18 protein-coding genes and 1 other RNA gene are annotated in these 17,499 nt (G+C 68.2%); 9 read left to right on the top strand and 10 right to left on the bottom strand.

The features are described 5' to 3' along the window. Positions 1–32: 32 nt before the first annotated feature. The 4 genes from ABEA43_RS00200 to ABEA43_RS00185 form a co-directional block, all read right to left on the bottom strand. Complete coding sequence (locus ABEA43_RS00200) at positions 33–878, bottom strand: ABC transporter permease (protein WP_345557326.1); 846 nt, start codon at positions 876–878, stop codon at positions 33–35. Then, the gene (locus tag ABEA43_RS00195; protein WP_345557324.1) at positions 875–1,777 is read right to left on the bottom strand and encodes an ABC transporter ATP-binding protein; all 903 of its coding nucleotides are present in this window, start codon (positions 1,775–1,777) and stop codon (positions 875–877) included. Before ABEA43_RS00195 ends, ABEA43_RS00200 begins: the two co-directional genes overlap by 4 nt. A 95-nt stretch (positions 1,778–1,872) precedes the next feature. Continuing rightward, positions 1,873–2,355: a Clp protease N-terminal domain-containing protein gene (locus tag ABEA43_RS00190; protein ID WP_345557323.1), complete on the bottom strand. Its 483-nt coding sequence runs from the start codon at positions 2,353–2,355 to the stop codon at positions 1,873–1,875. A gap of 242 nt (positions 2,356–2,597) precedes the next feature. Further along, positions 2,598–3,629 carry a DUF8094 domain-containing protein gene (locus ABEA43_RS00185; protein ID WP_345557321.1) on the bottom strand — a complete coding sequence of 344 codons (1,032 nt, stop codon included), beginning with the start codon at positions 3,627–3,629 and terminating at the stop codon, positions 2,598–2,600. A 47-nt stretch (positions 3,630–3,676) separates the two neighbouring features. Here ABEA43_RS00185 and prfB point away from each other — a divergent pair, with 47 nt between their 5' ends. Then, positions 3,677–4,792, top strand: coding sequence for a peptide chain release factor 2 (gene prfB / locus ABEA43_RS00180; RefSeq protein ID WP_345557320.1), 1,116 nt, complete (start codon positions 3,677–3,679; stop codon positions 4,790–4,792). Here prfB and ABEA43_RS00175 read toward each other — a convergent pair. Then, entirely contained in the window at positions 4,778–4,969 is a 192-nt protein-coding gene (locus ABEA43_RS00175; protein WP_345557318.1) for a hypothetical protein, read from the bottom strand. The two genes, prfB and ABEA43_RS00175, sit on opposite strands and share 15 nt — an antisense overlap. Positions 4,970–5,171: 202 nt before the next feature. Between ABEA43_RS00175 and ftsE the strand changes: the two genes are divergently transcribed. From ftsE to ABEA43_RS00145, 6 genes are all read left to right on the top strand, one after another. Continuing rightward, positions 5,172–5,861, top strand: coding sequence for a cell division ATP-binding protein FtsE (gene ftsE / locus ABEA43_RS00170; RefSeq protein WP_345557316.1), 690 nt, complete (start codon positions 5,172–5,174; stop codon positions 5,859–5,861). Between the two features lie 20 nt (positions 5,862–5,881). After that, complete coding sequence (ftsX, locus tag ABEA43_RS00165; protein ID WP_345557315.1) at positions 5,882–6,790, top strand: permease-like cell division protein FtsX; 909 nt, start codon at positions 5,882–5,884, stop codon at positions 6,788–6,790. 47 nt (positions 6,791–6,837) lie between these two features. After that, on the top strand, positions 6,838–7,305 hold the full coding sequence (gene smpB / locus ABEA43_RS00160; protein WP_345557313.1) for an SsrA-binding protein SmpB: 468 nt from the start codon (positions 6,838–6,840) through the stop codon (positions 7,303–7,305). 20 nt (positions 7,306–7,325) lie between these two features. Continuing rightward, the gene (locus ABEA43_RS00155; protein WP_345557311.1) at positions 7,326–9,182 is read left to right on the top strand and encodes a penicillin-binding transpeptidase domain-containing protein; all 1,857 of its coding nucleotides are present in this window, start codon (positions 7,326–7,328) and stop codon (positions 9,180–9,182) included. Between the two features lie 291 nt (positions 9,183–9,473). Continuing rightward, positions 9,474–9,857: a transfer-messenger RNA gene (gene ssrA, locus ABEA43_RS00150) on the top strand. 111 nt (positions 9,858–9,968) lie between these two features. Next, positions 9,969–10,178, top strand: a complete 210-nt coding sequence (locus ABEA43_RS00145; RefSeq protein ID WP_345557308.1) for a hypothetical protein — start codon at positions 9,969–9,971, stop codon at positions 10,176–10,178. A 242-nt stretch (positions 10,179–10,420) separates the two neighbouring features. Here ABEA43_RS00145 and ABEA43_RS00140 read toward each other — a convergent pair whose 3' ends face one another. After that, positions 10,421–11,506: an AI-2E family transporter gene (locus ABEA43_RS00140; RefSeq protein WP_345557306.1), complete on the bottom strand. Its 1,086-nt coding sequence runs from the start codon at positions 11,504–11,506 to the stop codon at positions 10,421–10,423. Positions 11,507–12,361: 855 nt separating this feature from the next. Here ABEA43_RS00140 and ABEA43_RS00135 point away from each other — a divergent pair. After that, a complete protein-coding gene (locus ABEA43_RS00135; protein ID WP_345557304.1) occupies positions 12,362–12,865 on the top strand; it encodes a DUF5994 family protein in 504 nt (167 codons plus the stop codon). Between the two features lie 116 nt (positions 12,866–12,981). On the opposite strand, the gene ABEA43_RS00130 is transcribed toward ABEA43_RS00135, so the two are convergent. The 3 genes from ABEA43_RS00130 to ABEA43_RS00120 form a co-directional block, all read right to left on the bottom strand. Continuing rightward, positions 12,982–13,395: an STAS domain-containing protein gene (locus tag ABEA43_RS00130; protein WP_345557302.1), complete on the bottom strand. Its 414-nt coding sequence runs from the start codon at positions 13,393–13,395 to the stop codon at positions 12,982–12,984. A gap of 331 nt (positions 13,396–13,726) precedes the next feature. Then, on the bottom strand, positions 13,727–14,137 hold the full coding sequence (locus ABEA43_RS00125) for an ATP-binding protein (RefSeq protein ID WP_345558746.1): 411 nt from the start codon (positions 14,135–14,137) through the stop codon (positions 13,727–13,729). 233 nt (positions 14,138–14,370) lie between these two features. Next, positions 14,371–15,039 carry a pyridoxamine 5'-phosphate oxidase family protein gene (locus ABEA43_RS00120; protein WP_345557300.1) on the bottom strand — a complete coding sequence of 223 codons (669 nt, stop codon included), beginning with the start codon at positions 15,037–15,039 and terminating at the stop codon, positions 14,371–14,373. 165 nt (positions 15,040–15,204) lie between these two features. Between ABEA43_RS00120 and ABEA43_RS00115 the strand changes: the two genes are divergently transcribed. Beyond that, on the top strand, positions 15,205–15,978 hold the full coding sequence (locus ABEA43_RS00115; protein ID WP_345557298.1) for a DUF6544 family protein: 774 nt from the start codon (positions 15,205–15,207) through the stop codon (positions 15,976–15,978). Here ABEA43_RS00115 and ABEA43_RS00110 read toward each other — a convergent pair. Next, on the bottom strand, positions 15,889–17,295 hold the full coding sequence (locus ABEA43_RS00110; RefSeq protein WP_345557296.1) for a wax ester/triacylglycerol synthase domain-containing protein: 1,407 nt from the start codon (positions 17,293–17,295) through the stop codon (positions 15,889–15,891). The genes ABEA43_RS00115 and ABEA43_RS00110 overlap by 90 nt on opposite strands. Positions 17,296–17,499: the final 204 nt, after the last annotated feature.

Here is a 17,499-nt window from a genome sequence, read left to right as displayed (position 1 = left end):
CGGGCCCGTGTGGTCGTGTGGTCTGGGCGGCGTCAGCCGACTCGCTGGAGTGCCTTCTCGCGCCGCTCGGCCACCGTGGAGCCCGACTCCCTGCGCGCCATCCTGCGCAGCACGACGGGCGCGACCAGCAGCCCCAGCACGGCCCACGCCCCCAGCACGCCCACGGTCTCCAGCTGCCGCCACGACTCGCCGATCTCCACGCTCGCCGCCGCGTCCGGCAGCAGCGCGGAGCGCATGCCGAGCCCGAGCCAGTAGATCGGGAAGACCTGGGCCGTCCACTGCACCCACTCCGGCATCGCGGTGATCGGATAGAAGACGCCGGAGATCGCGATCACCCCCAGGATCGGCAGCTGGAGCACGCCCTGAGCCCGCGCACTGGTGAAGACCGAGCCCAGGACCGCGCCGATGGGCAGGGTCGCCACCATGCCCAGCACCAGCACCCAGACCAGGGTCACCCAGCCGCCCGGGCCCGGGTCCAGCCCGTCGATGATGAAGAGCCCGGGGACGAGGAAGATCGCCAGGTCCGCGAGCGTGCCGCCGGCGACCGAGACGACCTTGCCGGTGAGGTAGCCGCGCATTCCGTGCGGCGTCGCCTTGGCCCGCAGCAGGGTGCCGTCCTCGCGCTCGGCGGTGAGCGCCTGGCTCATGCTGACCAGGCCGAAGGACGCGTTCATCCCCAGGATGCCGGGCAGGGCCAGGGTGCCGAGCAGCAGCCCGCTGGACCCGAACGCCGTGTCCCGCATGAAGAACATCGCGGTCAGCATCAGCACGGGCCAGAAGAGGTGCGAGAACAGGTCGGCGCCGTTGGTGAACGACTGCCGCAGCTCGATCAGCCCGCGGGACCAGCCCGCGCGCAGCGCCGCCGTGGCAGGGCTCATCGGGTCGCCTCCGTTGTCGTCTCGGCCTGGCGCACCAGGGCCAGGTACGTCTGCTCCAGCGAGGCCCGGTGGACCTCCAGCTCGTGGATCTCCTCGTCGTGCCGCCGGAACAGGTCGCGGACGAATCCGGTCGAGTCCGCCGTCCTGCGCGTGTGCCGCCGCCCGCCCTGGACCCAGCGCACCTCGTCCTCGCCGGCGATCCGCCGCGCCAGCTCGGCCGCCGTGCCGTCGGCGATGATCCGGCCGCCGTTCAGCACGACGATGCGGTCGGCGAGCTTCTCGGCCTCGTCCAGGTCGTGCGTGGTGAGCATGATCGTGGTCTCGTGGCCGTCGGCCAGGCCGCGTACGAGGTCGTGGAACTCGTGCCGCGCCTGCGGATCGAAGGCGGCCGTCGGCTCGTCCAGGAACAGCAGCTCGGGCCGCCCCACAATGCCGATCGCCACGTCCAGCCTGCGCCGCTGGCCGCCGGACAGCGTCCTGATCTTCTTGCCCGCCTGCTCGGTCAGGCCGACCGCCTCGATGAGCTCGTCGGCGTCCCACGGCCGCCGGATCGCGGCCGTCCCGTACGCGGCGTAGTAGCGGCCGAGGTGGGCGAGCAGCTCGCGCACCCGCCACTTGCCGTGGTCGCGCCACGACTGCAGGACGACCCCCAGGCGGGCCCGCCACCGCTCGTCGCCGCGCGCCGGGTCGGCGCCGAGCACCTCGACGTGCCCGGCCGAGCGCATGCGGAAGCCTTCCAGGATCTCGATCGCGGTGGTCTTGCCGGCCCCGTTCGGTCCCAGCAGCGCCAGCACCTCTCCGTGCCGGGCCTGGAACGTCACGTCCTGTAAGACGTCGGTCGCGCCGTATCGCATGCGCAGCCCGTCGACGTCCAGCACGACCTGCTCGGTCGCTGTCATAAGGTCACCTCTCACCGGCACGCGGGCATGCCGAGTACGCCGGCCGTCACGCGACGGCAGGAAGGGGATGGATCAGAAGAGAAGCAGCCGGCCGGTTACCAGTGCTCGGTCGCGGTCGTCTGCCGCACGCGCTCGATCAGCCCGGCGCGTTCCGCACCGGCCAGGGCGAGCGCACGCGGCACCGTGCCCACCTCGGCCTCCAGGATCCCGATCAGCACGTGCGCGGGGCGCAGGTCCTTCTTGCCGGTGGCGTGGGCGAAGGCGCGTTCGAGCGCGAGCCTCGTGGAGGCCCCCATGCCCACGCGGCGCCTGGGGTCGGGAGTCGCACGAGGGCTGCCGAAGGAGGAGAGTGACACGCCGGCCGCGTTCAGGCTGTGCTCGAACTCGCGGTCGAGCGCGTCCCTGATCGCCTGCCGATCGAGCCCCGCCTCCACCAGCACCCGCCGGGCGGCGGTGTCCTCGTGCACGGCGATGGCCAGCAGCACGTGATGCGCCTCGACCACGGCCGAGCCATCCTCCCTGGCCTCACGCTCGCCCTGCAGCACGACCGCGTTGATGTAGTGATCGATGGCGCTCACCAGCACCCCCCACAAATCTCCAGCATGTAAGCAACCGTAGTTGCTTACGCCGAAGATAGTCAACCCAAGTTGCTAAGAAGGGAGAGAGCCGTGCGGCGGCCAGGGCGGGAACGGAAGAAACAGGCCAAGAAGACGCGTCGTCACGGCGAACACCCGTGAGCCTTCACGACCGGCCATGACAGACGGAACGGTCGTCGGCGCGTGCGGCCAAGCAGGCCCCGCCGTAACAGATAAGTAGGGGGTCAGGTGCCGGCGGCGCGGGTGAGTGCGCCTTGGTGGGCGATGACGGTGGCGGCCTTGGGCGTGGTGAGGGGCGGGACGGCGGTGGCGTACTGATGCGTCTCGGTGAGCTTGATGCTGAGCGGCACGGTCGGATCGCCGATCGCCCAGCTCGCCTCCGGCGGCACAGGAAGCTTGTACGTCGTGTCCAGCATGTTGCGCGTGGTCGAGTTCCGCGAAAGCGAATACTGGATCAGCGCCCCGCCGTCCTTCGTCCGCAGCGCGTAGACCGGATAGTTGTCGGCGCTGAAGATCGAGTCGTAGCTGAGCTCGGCCTTCTTGGCCTTCGTCCGGAGCGCGGCGATCTGCTCGGCCACGTCCGTCGTGTAGGGCCCGGGCGCGAGCAGCCCGGCCGTGACCCCGGCGGACCCCGTCTCGGCCACGCTGGCGTGCACGGGGCCCATGAACTGCGGGCTGATCGTGATGCTCTTGTCGTCGGCCGCCAGCGCCGTGGCGTAGCCGTCGGCGTCCAGCTCGATCTCCGGCAGCTCCTGCGCGGGCAGCAGCTCGGCGACGGAGCTGATCCGCCAGTCATCGGTCTTGGCGAACGTCAGCAGCGCCGGCTGCCCGTTGCGCGTCGCCAGCGCGCTGAACCAGAGCGCCGGCTCGCCCACCCTGAACTTGGGCACGAAGAACGTCGGCGACCCCCACCGGTAACGCGGCGGCGCGTAGCCGGTCGACAGGTAGGCGGCCACGGTGAGCTGCGTCTGCCCGCCGGTCGTCAGGTCCTGGGCCAGCGCCAGGCGGCCTTCGAGAGATTCGAGAGAGGGGTCCTTCTTCACCCGCAGCAGGTCGTCGGAGGCGGTGATCTCGCTGAACACCTTGGCGGCCTCGGCGGGCGTCACGGCGTACTCGACCGCTGAGGGTGAGGGGGTCGCGGAGGCGGCGGCCGCGGCCTTGCTGGGCGCCGGCGCCGCATTGCCGGTGCAGGCGGTCGCCGCCGCGAGCACGCCGGCGGCGAGCGCCAGCAACTTCCGCCGACCGTAAGCACGCACCTCGCCATGTTATTCGGGCCGGCGAGGGTCGCGTACTCTTGGGAGACGTGGCAGGCATCGATCCGGCAGAAGAGATCAACGAGCTCGCGGGCACACTGCGCAGCATCCAGGACGTGCTCGACCTCGACGCGATGCGCAAGCAGATCGCGGAGCTGGAGCAGCAGGTCGCCGCACCCGACCTCTGGGACGACCCTGAGCAGGCCCAGAAGGTCACCAGCAAGCTCTCTCACCTCCAGGGCGAGCTCAACCGTGTCGAGGGCGTCGCGCGCCGTCTCGAGGACCTCTCCGTCCTCTACGAGCTCGCGGCCGAAGAAGCCGACGACGACACGCGCGCCGAGGCGGACAAGGAGCTGGTGACGCTCAAGTCCGACATCGGCGCCTTGGAGATCCGCACGCTGCTCGCGGGCGAATACGACGCCCGCGAGGCGCTGGTGACGATCAACTCCCAGGCGGGCGGCGTCGACGCCGCCGACTGGGCCGAGATGCTGCTGCGGATGTATCTGCGGTGGGCCGAGCGCAAGGGCTACGGCACCGAGGTCTACGACACCTCCTACGCGGAGGAGGCCGGCATCAAGTCGGCCACGTTCGCGATCAAGACCCCCTACGCCTACGGCACGCTGCGCGGCGAGCACGGGACCCACCGGCTGGTGCGCATCAGCCCGTTCGACAACCAGGGGCGCCGCCAGACCTCGTTCGCCGGCGTGGACATCGTGCCGGTCGTCGAGCAGACCGACCACATCGACATCGTCGAGGACGACCTGCGGATCGACGTCTACCGTTCATCCGGCCCCGGCGGCCAGGGCGTCAACACCACCGACTCGGCGGTGCGCATCACGCACCTGCCGACCGGCATCGTGGTCTCCTGCCAGAACGAGCGCTCCCAGCTCCAGAACCGCGCCTCCGCGATGAACGTCCTGCAGGCCAAGCTCCTGGAGCGCAAGCGGCAGGAGGAGGCGGAGAAGATGTCGGAGCTGCGTGGCGCGACCACCACGTCATGGGGCACGCAGATCCGCAACTACGTGCTGCACCCCTACCAGATCGTGAAGGATCTTCGCACGGGCACCGAGGCCGGCAACCCGACGGCGGTGCTCGACGGCGACCTCGACGAGTTCATCGAGTCGGAGATCCGCTGGATGCGCCGCCAGGAGTCAGAGACCGCTTAGGTGCTTGAGCACCAGGGTCACGAACAACAGGACGACCAGCAGAAAGGCGATGAGAGCGGGTGACAGCCCGGCGAAGCCGTGGTTGTGCATCCGCTCGCGGTTGGCACGGCAGAGGGAGCAGCGGCCCTCGATGACGGGGTGGGCGCACTGCGCGCATACGAGGTGTTCACAACTCATGACAGCCCCAAGTCTAGCCGCACAATCGTTTTGTTTCCGTTATGGACGTTCCATGCCAGTCTTCCCCCTAGACTGTCGTCTGGCCAATCGGAACGTCGATCATCGGTAAAGAAGACGCCCCCGCTTGGCCAGCGGCGGGAAGTGGGCATGTGCCACCCTCGCTTCCGTCCTGACCCCTAGACTGGCATGCCGTGATGCTCTCGTGATCCATTTCGATAATGTCACCAAGGTCTACACGAACCAGAACAGGCCCGCTCTCGACCACGTATCTGTTGACGTGGACAAGGGCGAGTTCGTGTTCCTCGTCGGTCCCTCGGGATCAGGCAAGTCCACGTTCCTGCGACTGATCCTCAAGGAGGAGCGGCCAAACTCCGGTGCGCTGCACGTCGCCGGTAAGGACCTGGCCCGCCTCTCCAATTTCAAGGTGCCACACCTGCGCCGCCGCATCGGCTGCGTGTTCCAGGACTTCCGGCTGCTCCCGAACAAGAACGTCTATGAGAACGTGGCGTTCGCGCTCGAGGTCATCGGAAAGCCACGGCGCTTCATCCGCAAGGTGGTGCCCGAGGTCATCGAGCTGGTCGGCCTGGAAGGTAAGGCCCACCGCATGCCCGACGAGTTGTCCGGCGGCGAGCAGCAGCGCGTCGCCATGGCCCGCGCGTTCGTCAACCGGCCGATGATCCTGTTGGCCGACGAGCCGACGGGCAACATCGACCCCGCGACGAGCATCGGCATCATGAAGGTGCTCGACCGCATCAACAGGACTGGCACCACGGTCGTCATGGCCACGCACGACGCGGCCATCGTCGACTCCATGCGTAAGCGTGTCGTGGAGCTGGAGGACGGCAAGATCGTCCGTGACCAGTCGCGTGGCGTGTACGGCCAGGCGTACTGACAGGGAGCTGCAGACAGAACATGCGGGCGAATTTCATCTTCTCCGAGGTCTGGATCGGCCTCCGTCGCAATTTGACCATGACCATCGCGGTTGTCATCACCGTGGCGGTGGGCATGGCGATGCTGGGCGTCGGCTTGATGATCAACGCCCAGGTCGGCATGATGAAGGGCTACTGGGACGACAAGGTCGAGGTCTCGGTCTTCTTGTGCAACAAGGGATCGGCCATGCCGACCTGTAACGGCAAGGCGATCACGGCCGCTCAGACCAAGGCTCTCGAGGCACACATCAAGGGCACCCAGGGCGTCAAGGAGGTGTTCTTCGAGACCCAGGCGACCGCGTACAAGAACTTCCAGGAGTCCTTCTCGGCCAGCAAGGCTCTCGTCGACGCCACCAAGGTCGAGGACATGCCGATGTCGTTCCGGGTCAAGCTGAATGATCCGGACAACTACGCGCCTGTCGTCCAAGCCATGCAGGGCCAGCCGGGCGTCGCCCAGGTGACGGACCAGAAACAACTCCTCGGCCCGTTCTTCGCCATGCTGGACAAGCTCGCCTTCTACGCGCTGGCAGTGGCGATCATCCTGGTGCTGGCGGCTGCCCTGCTGATCGGCAACACCGTCCGGCTGTCGGCGTTCAACCGGCGGCGGGAAACGGGCATCATGCGGCTGGTCGGCGCGTCGAACCTGTACATCCAGCTCCCCTTCGTCATGGAAGGCGTCATCGCCGGCCTGGTCGGCGGCGTGTTCGCAGCGGTCATCCTGATCGTGACGAAGGTGTTCCTGTTCGAGGAGCTGGGCAAGTTCTTCGGCGATGCCACCGCGCAGCTCGGCTGGAACGACGTCGCGCAGTCCATCACGATCACCATGGCCATCGGCGTCGTGATCTGTGTGCTCGCCTCGTTCGTCACACTCCGCCGCTATCTCAGGGTGTAGCCGTGCACATGGGACGTCGCCGCCCCGGCCGCCGGTAAAGTCGAACCATGCCACGTGAGACCGGGCGGAAGGTCATCGCCCAGAACAAACGTGCTCGGCACGACTACCACGTCGAGGACACCTTCGAGGCGGGTCTCGTGCTGCAGGGCACCGAGGTGAAGTCACTGCGCGAGGGCCGCGCCTCGCTCGTCGACGGCTACGCCAGCATCGACGGCAACGAAGCGTGGCTGCTCAACGTCCACATCCCCGAATACACGCAGGGGACGTGGACCAATCACGCGGCGCGCCGCAAGCGCAAGCTGCTGCTGCACCGCAAGGAGATCGAAAAGCTCGCCGCCAAGACGAAGGAGGGCGGGCTCACGATCGTGCCGCTCGCGCTCTACTTCAAGGACGGCAGGGCCAAGGTCGAGATCGGCCTGGCCCGAGGAAAGAAAGACTGGGACAAGCGGCAGTCGCTGGCGGAGGCGCAGGCGAAACGGGAGATGGCCCGGGCCATGCGGCACCGCAACCGATGAGAGCGACGGCACCGTAACCGATGAGACGCGCTCGCCGCACCCTCGCCGCGACCGCCACCCTGGCGGTCGCGAGCACGATGCTGACCGGCTGCTTCGAGGAGCCCTCGCCGCACGACGCGGTCCGCGACTTCCTCGTGGGCTGGCAGTCCGAGGACTACGACCTCGCGGCGGGCCGCACCGACGGTGACCTGGCCACTGTGCGCAAGGCGCTGTCCGACGCCAAGCTGGAGCTCGACGCGGCCTCGTTCCGCTTCAAGATCAAGAGCGTCAACGTGACCGGCGACGAGTCCAAGGCCGACTTCCACGCCGAGGTCGACCTGGGCGAGAACAACCCGCTCTGGGAATACGACGGGATTCTGCCGCTCCACCTGGTCGACGGCAGCTGGAAGGTGCGCTGGTCGCCCTCGGTGCTGCATCCGCAGCTCAAGGAGGGGCAGCGGTTCGCGGTCGACACCAAGCCGGTGGAGCGCCAGCCGGTGGTCGACAAGGACGGCAACGCCCTGCAGAGCGACACCTACCTCTACGTCGTCGGCGTCTACCCGTCGAAGCTGGGCGACCAGGCGGAAGACGTCGTGGCCAAGCTGTCGGAGGTGACCGGCTACGCCCAGGACCGGCTGCTGAGCCGCATCAGGTCGTCGCCGCCCGACAAGTTCGTGCCGCTGGTCACGTTCGGGCACTCGCGCTACCAGGCCATGACCTCGAAGCTCGCGGCCATCACCGGGATCGATACGCAGCCCCAGAAGCAGCCGGTCAATCCCGACGCGCCCCGCCAGATCGTGGGCACCGTCAGCGCGCTCACGCCGGAGACCGAGCAGAAGCTCGGCGGGCCGCAGCGGGCCGGTGACTCGATCGGCAAGAGCGGCCTGCAGCAGGCTTACCAGGACTACCTCACCGGCTCCACCGAGACCAAGGTGATCACCCTTGACCTCAAGACGGGCAAGGAGGTCACCCGGCTCAAGGAGTGGCAGGGCCGCCAGAATGTCCCGGTGAAGACCACCATCGACCGGTCCGTCCAGGCCGCGGCCGAGCAGGCGGTGGCCGACACCGACACGAGCGCGCTGGTGGCGGTGCAGCGCGACACGGGCGAGATCCGCGCGGTCGCCACCAAGAACATGCACCAGGAGAAGGACGCGCTGGCCGGCAAATACCCGGCCGGCACCGCGTTCTCGATCGTGGCCGCGGACGCGCTGCTCAAGAGCAACGTCAGCCCCAAGCAGCGGCTGGCCTGCCCGGAGGAGCGCACGGTGGGCGGCGCCAAGTTCGTGCACGCGGGCCAGAGCACCGGCGTGCCGTCGTCGGCCACCTTCCAGGAGAACTTCGCCAAGGGCTGCGTCACCGCGCTGGCCTCGCTCGCCCGCCGCGTCACGGCCGCCGAGCTGGCCAAGAGCGCCTCTGCGTTCGGCATGAAGCAGCCGTGGCGGCTGCCGCTCAAGTCGTTCAGCGGCTCGCTGCCGGCGCTGTCCAGCGACGCTGACAAGGCCAGGGCCATCGCGGGCCAGAACGTCGAGGTGAGCCCGCTCAGCATGGCTCTGGTGGGCGCGGCGGTGGCCTCTGGCACCTGGCGGCCGCCCGTGCTGGTCACCGACCCCAAGTCGCCCGATCCGGCGGCGGAGATCGTCCCCACCGTCCAGCCGGCCCCGGTGCCCGTCGACCCGAAGGTCCTCCCGGTGCTGCGGACGATGATGCGGGCCGGCGCGGCCGGCACACCGGCCCAGGCGGGCAGTGGCCGCGTCTACGGCGTGACGGCGACGGCGGGCGGCGGGCTGACCTGGTTCGTCGGCTGGCAAGGGGATGTGGCCATCGCCGTGCTGTCGAAGAACTACAACGCCGGAGCGGTGGCGGGCAGCTTCTTCGCGGGCCTCAAGAACTCACCGTGAAAATCTCGTGACACCGAGCAACCATCGGGCGGCCCTGTGGCGTCTTACAGAGTGACTGGGCCCGCTCGGGGGGTTGCGGATCCAGTCGCCGTGATGAGATCAGGACTTCATCTCGGGGGAAGTCCTGCCGTCCGGACCGGCTCGACCCTGCCGGTCGGCCCCCGGGAGCGCGTGCTGCTGTGCCGCGCTCCCGGGGGTTTCGCCATGAGGAATTAAGTTGGCGTTGAGGGTGTTATCCCATGTACATTCGTGTTGCTCACCTCCTCACCGGGGTGTGTTGACAACTACACAGGGGGTGACTGGCTTCGACTTCGACTTTGCAAGTTTGGTGAAGCGGGCCGAGGACTGCGGACATAACCTCGTTAATCCTGTGACCGCAAACTACAAGTGCCAATTCCAAGCGCACTGTGGTGGCCCAGGGTTCCCTGGGTCTCGCTGCCTAAGCAGCGAAACCACTGTCAGCCCGGGAGTGCCTTCGGCCCGGTGTCTGGCATCGCTAGAAGGCTCAACCGAACGACCCGGCCACGGGGACGATCGGGAAACCAAACAGTGGCTGAGCCCGTCGGCGTCTCGCCTGTGTGATCGCCGGGGCTGAGAAAAGCACAACAGGCTGCGCCCGGAGAAGCCCTGACTTGGGGTTGAAGGACGCGGGTTCGATTCCCGCCACCTCCACAAGATCAAACCGCCTCTTACCTGCGGAAACATCGCAGGCAAGTGGCGGTTTTTTTGTTGGTCAGTCTCTACCTTCACGGAACCTCACCCCATGGCGAAGGGACTGGTGGTTTCGTGTCAGCACGACCTCGGCGGTTCGACCTGGTCGCCAACAAGTATCCGGCGCCCCTCGCGGACGTCGAGCGGCGGACCATCGGGCAGTACCGCAAGACGCTGGAGGACCACTTCCTGCACACGACCGTCACGCTGACGGATGGTGCCGCGACGGGCATGATCTTGCCGAGGTCGGTGTTGGTTCCGCTGGCCGCCGCCATGCGGCGCTGACGCCGTACACGATCGAAGGCTGCCCGGACGGCGGGGCATACGGGGCACGGCCATGCGCCGGCACATCGACCGGTTCGTCGCCTGGGCCGACGCCGAAGCCCGCGCCTTGGATCTGCCGCAGGAGGAGATCCCAGACGACCCGCACGGCCCGATCGGCACCGCGCGCGCTGGCCTGGCGCATCGCCGGCCGCCCGGCGGCCTGGTGGCGCCGGCCATCCAGTACGGGCTCGCCTCCGAGCCCGTCAGCCCTTCTGCTTGGATTCCTTCCCAGGAGGTAAGGCCTGCACCGGTGGTTCTGGGGCCGGTCCCGCCGGGACGGGGATCGGATCGTCCTTGAAGAGCTCGGGCACGGCCCGATAGAGGATGGCGGTGATCGGCACGGCCACGACCGCGCCCGCGATCCCGGCCAGGATGCCGCCGACGGCCAGCACGAGGATGATCGCCAGCGGGTGGAAGTGCAGCACCCGGCCGACGATCAGCGGTTGGAGCACGTGATTCTCCAGTTGCTGCTCGACGATCAGGATGCCGATGAAGATCAGCGCGTAGATCGGGCCCTTCGCGCCGAGTGTGACCAGCGTCGCGACCGCACCGGCGAACAGGATGCCGACGATCGGGATGAAGCTGGCCAGAAAGATCAGTACGGCGAGTGCCGCCCAGAGCGGGACACCCATGACCGCCAGCACCAGACCCATGAGCACGCCATGCACCGCGGCTACGGCCACCGTGCCCTGCACGTAGTGGGACAGCGTGGCCCAGGCGGTCCGCCCGGCCCGGTCGACCCGCGGCGCCATTCGGCCGAACCCCTTGAGGAACCAGGACCAGATCCGGTCGCCATCCTTGAGCAGGAAGAACGTCACGAACAGCAGGAGCACGATCGAGGCCAGCACCTCAATCACCACCATGGTGCCCGCGAGAACCGTCGAGGTGATCTGCTGCTGCCGCTCGGTGACGAACTTGGCGATCTCGTCCACCCAGCGGCTGAGCTGGATGGGCTCCAGGTGCAGAGGGCCGGTGTAGAGCCAGTCCTCCACCGTCTTGGCCGTCCGCCTGACCTGTGTTACCAGGCCGGGGAACTCCGCGTTGGCCCGGACGCCGATGATCCAGCCCGTCCCGCTCAGTGCGGCGAGGGCGACGAGCATGGTGATCCAGGTGGCGTATATCGCCCGCAGGCCCGACGCGCGCAGGCGTCGGGTGAGCGGGAAGAGCAGCGCAGTCAGCAGCAGGGCGATCGCGACCGGCAGGGCGAGGATGCGCATCGTCGCCACGAAGCCGAACACGTAGTTGGCCACGATGCCGATGACGATCAGACAGGCAGACCACGCGGCCATCCTCGCCACGGTCGCAGGCACCAACCGCAACAGGTGATCCTGAGGTGAATCCATTTTCCCCACCGGTCGGAGATAGGCACAATGTGAGACTTCGAGCCATGGAACTGTTGGAGACTTGCATCGTAGGTAGGGTGCGTTTCTTTCCCTACCTGTCTTCTTCGCGAGGGCCGGCAGATTTCTTGGTGGGGTCGGCGACACGGGCCGGCTGATCTATCTGATGGCCCCCGGCTCAGGTCGCACCGTCGCCGAGCGAAGCGCCCTTATGGCCGCACCACCGCGACGGAGTTGCGTGCGCCGTGCAAGATCCCGAGGGTGACGGATCCGAGCATCACAGCGGCGATCGCCCCTCCGCCCTGAGAGCCCACGACAGTTGGCGGAAACGCTGACGAGAGCGTGGCCAGGGTGGGCGCGACGGACGTCCTCGATGCCGGGCTGTCGCTTGCGCTCGACGGCCGCGGTCGCAGCGCTCGAACCGTCGGCCCCCACGACTATGACACGATTCATGGCTCCTCCAGATTTGCGCCGGCGATTTGGCTATTCACCGCCAAAGAGTGCTCTTCTTGGCTGGACGGGGAAACAGCAAATCGATGGCCCGGTCATCACCGTAATCGATAACTATGTCTATTTCTCTGATGGGGATGCGATACGACTTCTTGGCTCGTGCGGCGAGGTACCATACAAAATACCGAGGACATTTCGAGCGTTGGCCTTCAAGTTGACGCCGCCCGCGGCGATAGATCCTTCTGACCCCTTGATGAGGGTCTGACAGGCAGGGCCACGATGATGACCACACTCCTCCGCCCGTCCACGCCATCGAGCCCTGTTCTCGCGGCCGATTCCGCGGCCAGGCTCAGCTTGAATCCTCTTCTGGACCGCAGGGGCACCGTCGACGGGGCGTGGTGGCCGTTCACCCGCGACGCCACCGCCGAACTTCCCTCCCTTATTTCCGCTGTCGACCAGCGACTCGGCAGGGCCGTCCTGCGCGTGGGCCTGTATCTGGACGCCTGGGAACACATACCGCGCCGCATCCCGGCTCGCGGCCGACAGGTCAGAGTGGGCTGGTTCCGCAGCGCCGACCCTTACATGATCACCCTCAGCATCGCGGGGACCGCGCCCGTCACCTTGCTGGTCATTCCCCCCGGCACCACGAACGACACGGCCACGGCGGCCCTCGCACTCGCCGCCGCAGGCACGGTCGGCCTCTGTCCGGCCGACATCCTCCGCCCCGCCGTCCCGGAGGCGGACATGCCCGGCCGGGACGGCTCAGCCTCCTGGGAGAACGAGGGCGGTCGTGTCACCGACCCCGCGCCCACCGATCCCGGCCGTCACCGGCTTCCGACGAAGACGTACATACGCTGATCTGTCAGCGCAGATCCGGGGCACGCTCATCGGCCCGGAGAACGAGCGGCATCGGCAGGTGAACCGTGTGATCATCTGGGGGCGTGCGCCCGAGCATGAGCTGGGCCAGGCGTGGGTCAGCCGGGGCGCGCCGACGCCTGGAGGTGGAGACCGGGCGTGTGGTTCCAGCCGGTGAGCTTGAGCAGGCGTCGCACCTGCGGGGGCGCCGAGCGTAACGTCAGCACACGGGCACCGCCGTCGTCGTGGAGTGCGGCGGCGGCCTTGACCAGGGCGCGCAGGCCGCCTGTGTCGATGAACGCCAGGCCGCTCAGATCGACGCAGAAGCCGCGATCGCCGCTCGTCATCGAGGCCAGCGCCCGAGTCAGGGCGGGCAGGGTGGAGTGGTCGAGCTCGCCCTCGATCCGCAGGCCCACACGGTCGGCGAGCGGGGTGATGCGCAGGAGCCGGTCTGCGGCCGTGATCGGGATGGACGCGATCACTGATGGTACGACCATGGCCGCGAGGGCGCTGGCGGTGTCCGTGGTGTTCATGCCGGGCTCCTACGGGGGAGTACGGGAGACAAGAGGGCCGCGGGCTTGAGGCGGCATGAACACGTTGCGAGGGTGCCAGCGTGAGCGGTGTGCAGTGTCTCGATCATCTAGGAGCCTCGCCGGAGCGTAAATCACCGATTTGAGCCAGGCTTATCATCACCGGCGATCACCGGCCAGGCGCCGACGGGGTGCCGGCGGGGGTGCGGGTGGCGAGACTTCGCCCCGAGCAAGGCCGATCTCCTGAGTCCGGGCCGCCACGCCTCACTGTGAACCGCGGGATGCAGACCAGGCAAGCCGCTGATAGGCCCCCGATGGGCGATTCGCGCCCGGGTCAGGAGGCCGTGGCCTGTGCCGAGCGGCGCAGGCGCATGCGTAGCCGGGCGCTGCCCGCAACGTCTTCGAGGCTGACCTCGTCGCACAAGCGCCGGGTCAGCCGCAGGCCGACGCCGTCGCTGACATCGTTGCTGACGCTGTGGCCGGGTTCGATGCTCAGATGGGCTTCGGTCAGGGTGTCGACGACCTCCAGGCTCACCCCTGTGGTGTCATTCCACGCGATGAGGGCGCCGCCTGCGCCGCCGTGCTGCAGCACGTTGGTAGCGGCTTCGTTGGCCACGAACACGAGGTCGTCCAGGGCTGCCCGGTCAGACCGGCTCCGATACCGAAGGCGTGCACTGACTCGCGCAGTGCCGCCAGGTCGAGGGTGATCGGCCGCTGTAACCGGAACTCGGAGATCATGATGAATCGCTTCCTCTCGGCGGAGTGGCCGAACCGCCTAACCTCCGTCACACAGCAGAACGTCGTACTCGTCAGGGATGGTGCTTCCCAACTTCGATGGCGAGGAGCGATCTTTTGGTATCGACGCTGGCCTATGTCCGCACCCGCACGACAGACCCGTGTAGCGAGGACTTCGGTCGACTGCGGTGCCTCAGCTCACAGGCCCGTTTCGACGATCCCGGCTGTTGCCTGTGGTGCCGGTCAGAAGCCGCGGATGCGGCGGCCGGTGATCTGGTGCGGGATGATCCGGATGGAGAGTTCACGTTCGCCGCCTGCCCAGGAGTCCACGTGGCTGCCCGACAAGGCAGGTGTTTCGTCCGGGGTGATGTGGTGGGCGGGCCCTTGGATGAGCACGCTCCATCCTTCGCGCTTGGCCTCGTCGATGCGGTCGACCTCGAAGCCGATCTTGATTTCGACGCCTTCCAGTCCGGTGCGCAGGTTCTGGTCCATCGGGCCGCCTGCTTGGGTGCGGAAGACGACTGCGCCGTCATGCATCTGGTAGTTGACCGGGAGGACCGTCGGGCCTGGCGGGCCGCTGAAGGCCACTCTGCCGATGCCGCCGGGGGCGATCAGGCGCAGGCACTCCTCGGGGGCGAGCTCGTTCAGGATCGGCTTGGTCGCCGCGCCGGGGTGTCCTGGAGGGCGGTTCGTGCCGCCGCCGAGCAGGTCGTCGGTGCTCGTCTCCAGCGCACCGGCAAGCCGTACCAGCGTTCCCTGGGTCACGTTGGCTGGGTTGTCTTCCACGTACTCGACGTAACCGGGTGCCATGCCCGCCCGCTCGGCGAGGTCCTCACGGGTCAGGCTCAGGCGTTCGCGGTGGTAGGTGACGCGTTGGCCGAGGTCGCCGGGGGTGCTTGCTCTTGTGGACATCAGCATTTCCTTTTCTGACGGTGGGGTACGGCTCGCGTTCTCAGTATTTGCTGCGGCCCGTCGACAGGACATGGCCAATGGGCCCGCGTGCTCGGGACTTACGGCCCTGGGGAGCCGCATCGTCACGGGGTCGAATGGGGACAAGCTCCCCGAAGGGAAGACTTTATGAACGGCATCGCGGCTCCGCCGTACCTGACACAGGCTGCTCGCGAGGACTGGGATCTGTTGGCCGCGCCCGCCGAGGACACCGGCGTCTTCGAACCGGAGCAAGCCGCCCACCTGCCCGAGCCGGCGCGCCGTTGGCTGCTGCACGCGATAGCGCCAGGAACGCCGCTGCGTCGCGCGGTGCAGCTGGCGATGCATGGCACGATCCGGCTCGGCTCGTGGCGGCCCTTCGAGGCCGTGCAGGTCATCGCGCCGCTGAACGGATATGTGTGGGCGGCCACGACGCGTCTCGCCGGGTTATCCGTCCGAGGCTTCGACCGCTACCGCTCCCGCAGGGGAGAGATGCGCTGGCGCCTGATCGGGACGATCCCGATGATGTCGGTGACCGGAGCGGACGTCACCAGGAGCGCCGCGGGGCGCCTGGCTTGCGAGTTCGTCATGGCGCCCGCGACCGCTCTCGACCCGCGCGTCCAGTGGAAGGCCCTCGACGAGTCGCACGCCCTCGCCCGCTTCGCCGTCGACGCCGAGGACTTCGAGGTCACTTTGCGCGTCGGGCCGTCCGGGGCTCTTGAGACGGCGATGGTGTCACGCTGGGGAAACCCGGACAAGAGCGGCTACCGGCCGCATATTTTCGGCGTCGAGTGCGACCGTGAGTCCACCTTCGAGGGCTTCACGATCCCCTCCTCACTTCGCGGCGGCTGGTGGCCGGGCACCGAGCGCTGGGCCGATGGCGAGTTCATCCGGCTGGCCATCGACCGGGCGATCTTCCGATGACGACGCTTGCATCAGGTACAGGGCGTCGATCTCCGCCTGCAGGGCGTCGGTGAGTACGGGCAGGTCGGGGCATCGGTCGCGATCGGCGACGATGGTGATGACGAGCGTGCCGGTGTAGGAGAGCACGGTGAACGTGACGGTCACGTTCCCGTGTGCGCTGGAGACGGGGATGATCTCGCGGATCGCCGAGCCGTTGAAGGTGAGAGGGTCCGAAGGCCCGCGCAGGTTGGTCACGTAGGTGCTGACCATGCGCTGATGATTCATGAACCAGCCAAGGACACCGGCCGCGGACAGAGCTCGAAACAGCGGCCCCAGGACCGCCGCCGACGATCCGCGGTTCGTCGCCTTGCGAGCTCGGGTGATGGCCGCGATCCGTCGTAGTCGCTGCAGGGGAGCGCCGGTGGCCGGGAGCAGCACCGCCATCGCGCCGACCTGGTTGCCCAGGTGTGCCGCGCTCGCGGCGACCCGGGCGGAGACGGGCACAGAGACGACGAACTCCTCGGCCCTCTCACCGCGTTGGTGCAGGAGGGTGCGCAGGGCTCCGGTGACGGCGGTGAGCACGACGTCGTTGACGCTGGCCCCCTGCCGGCGGGCCAGGTGGTGGACGGCTGTGAGATCGGCCCGCACGACTGCCAGGTGCCTGCGGGGTCCTGTCGGCTGATTCAGCGAGCTGGGCGGCGCGTGGAGCGTGCGGGGCGAGCCAAGCTCGGCCAGGCCGGAACGGAGCCGGCGCAGATGCCCGATCGAGTGGCGTAGAGCTCGCAGACGAGCGATCCAGGCGTCGGCGGCCAGCCGAAGCGGGGAAGGGAGTGTCGCCTCCGATGCGAGCGGCACGGCCGGGCTCGCCGTAGGGCCGTCCACGAGGTTGGCCAGCACGGCCAGCCCGCCGATCCCGTCGGCCAGGACGTGATGCATCACCAGGACCAGCGCGGTCCGCCTGCCGGCGAGCCCGGTCACGAACGTCGCCGACCACAGCGGGCTCCTCAGCGGTAACGGCTCGGTGACCAACGCGGCTACGACAGTGAGCACCGCGTCTTCGTCCGCCGGTGGCGGGCAGATCACCGCCCGGACGTGCCGGCCGATGTCGAACGCGGGGTCGTACATCCAAATCGGCCGTCCGCAGCCGGGCGGCGTGCGGAGGAGACGTTGCCGCAGGCGAACCACCCGGGAGACGCGCCGGCCGATCACCTCCCGGGCGGCTGCGAGGTCGAACGGCTTGTCGTTCTCCAGGATCAGCACGGCGCCGACCTGCATGGGCACCGGCCCGATGCCGATCACGAGATTGGTGAGATCGGCAGAGCTCGCCCGATCGATCATGCGCCCGGCCCTTGTACCGGCCATCACTACCGCCTCCTGGTGGTTGAAGGTCTGGCTTTCGCCGTGGGCCAGGACAACGCTTTGGCCGCACACCGCGAGGTGCACCGTGTCGGGGGTCGTTGTCGGCGCGAGCGACTCGCACCTGGCAGCGGCCGGTGTCCGCGTGCGGCTTCCCGCTCCCTCCTCCGCTCCACGCGGCGTGCG

The organism is Nonomuraea rosea, assembly GCF_039539705.1.
Taxonomy (GTDB): Bacteria; Actinomycetota; Actinomycetes; order Streptosporangiales; family Streptosporangiaceae; genus Nonomuraea; species Nonomuraea rosea.
The sequence above is the reverse complement of the archived record's forward strand: the minus strand, read 5'-3'. Positions and strand labels throughout refer to the sequence as shown.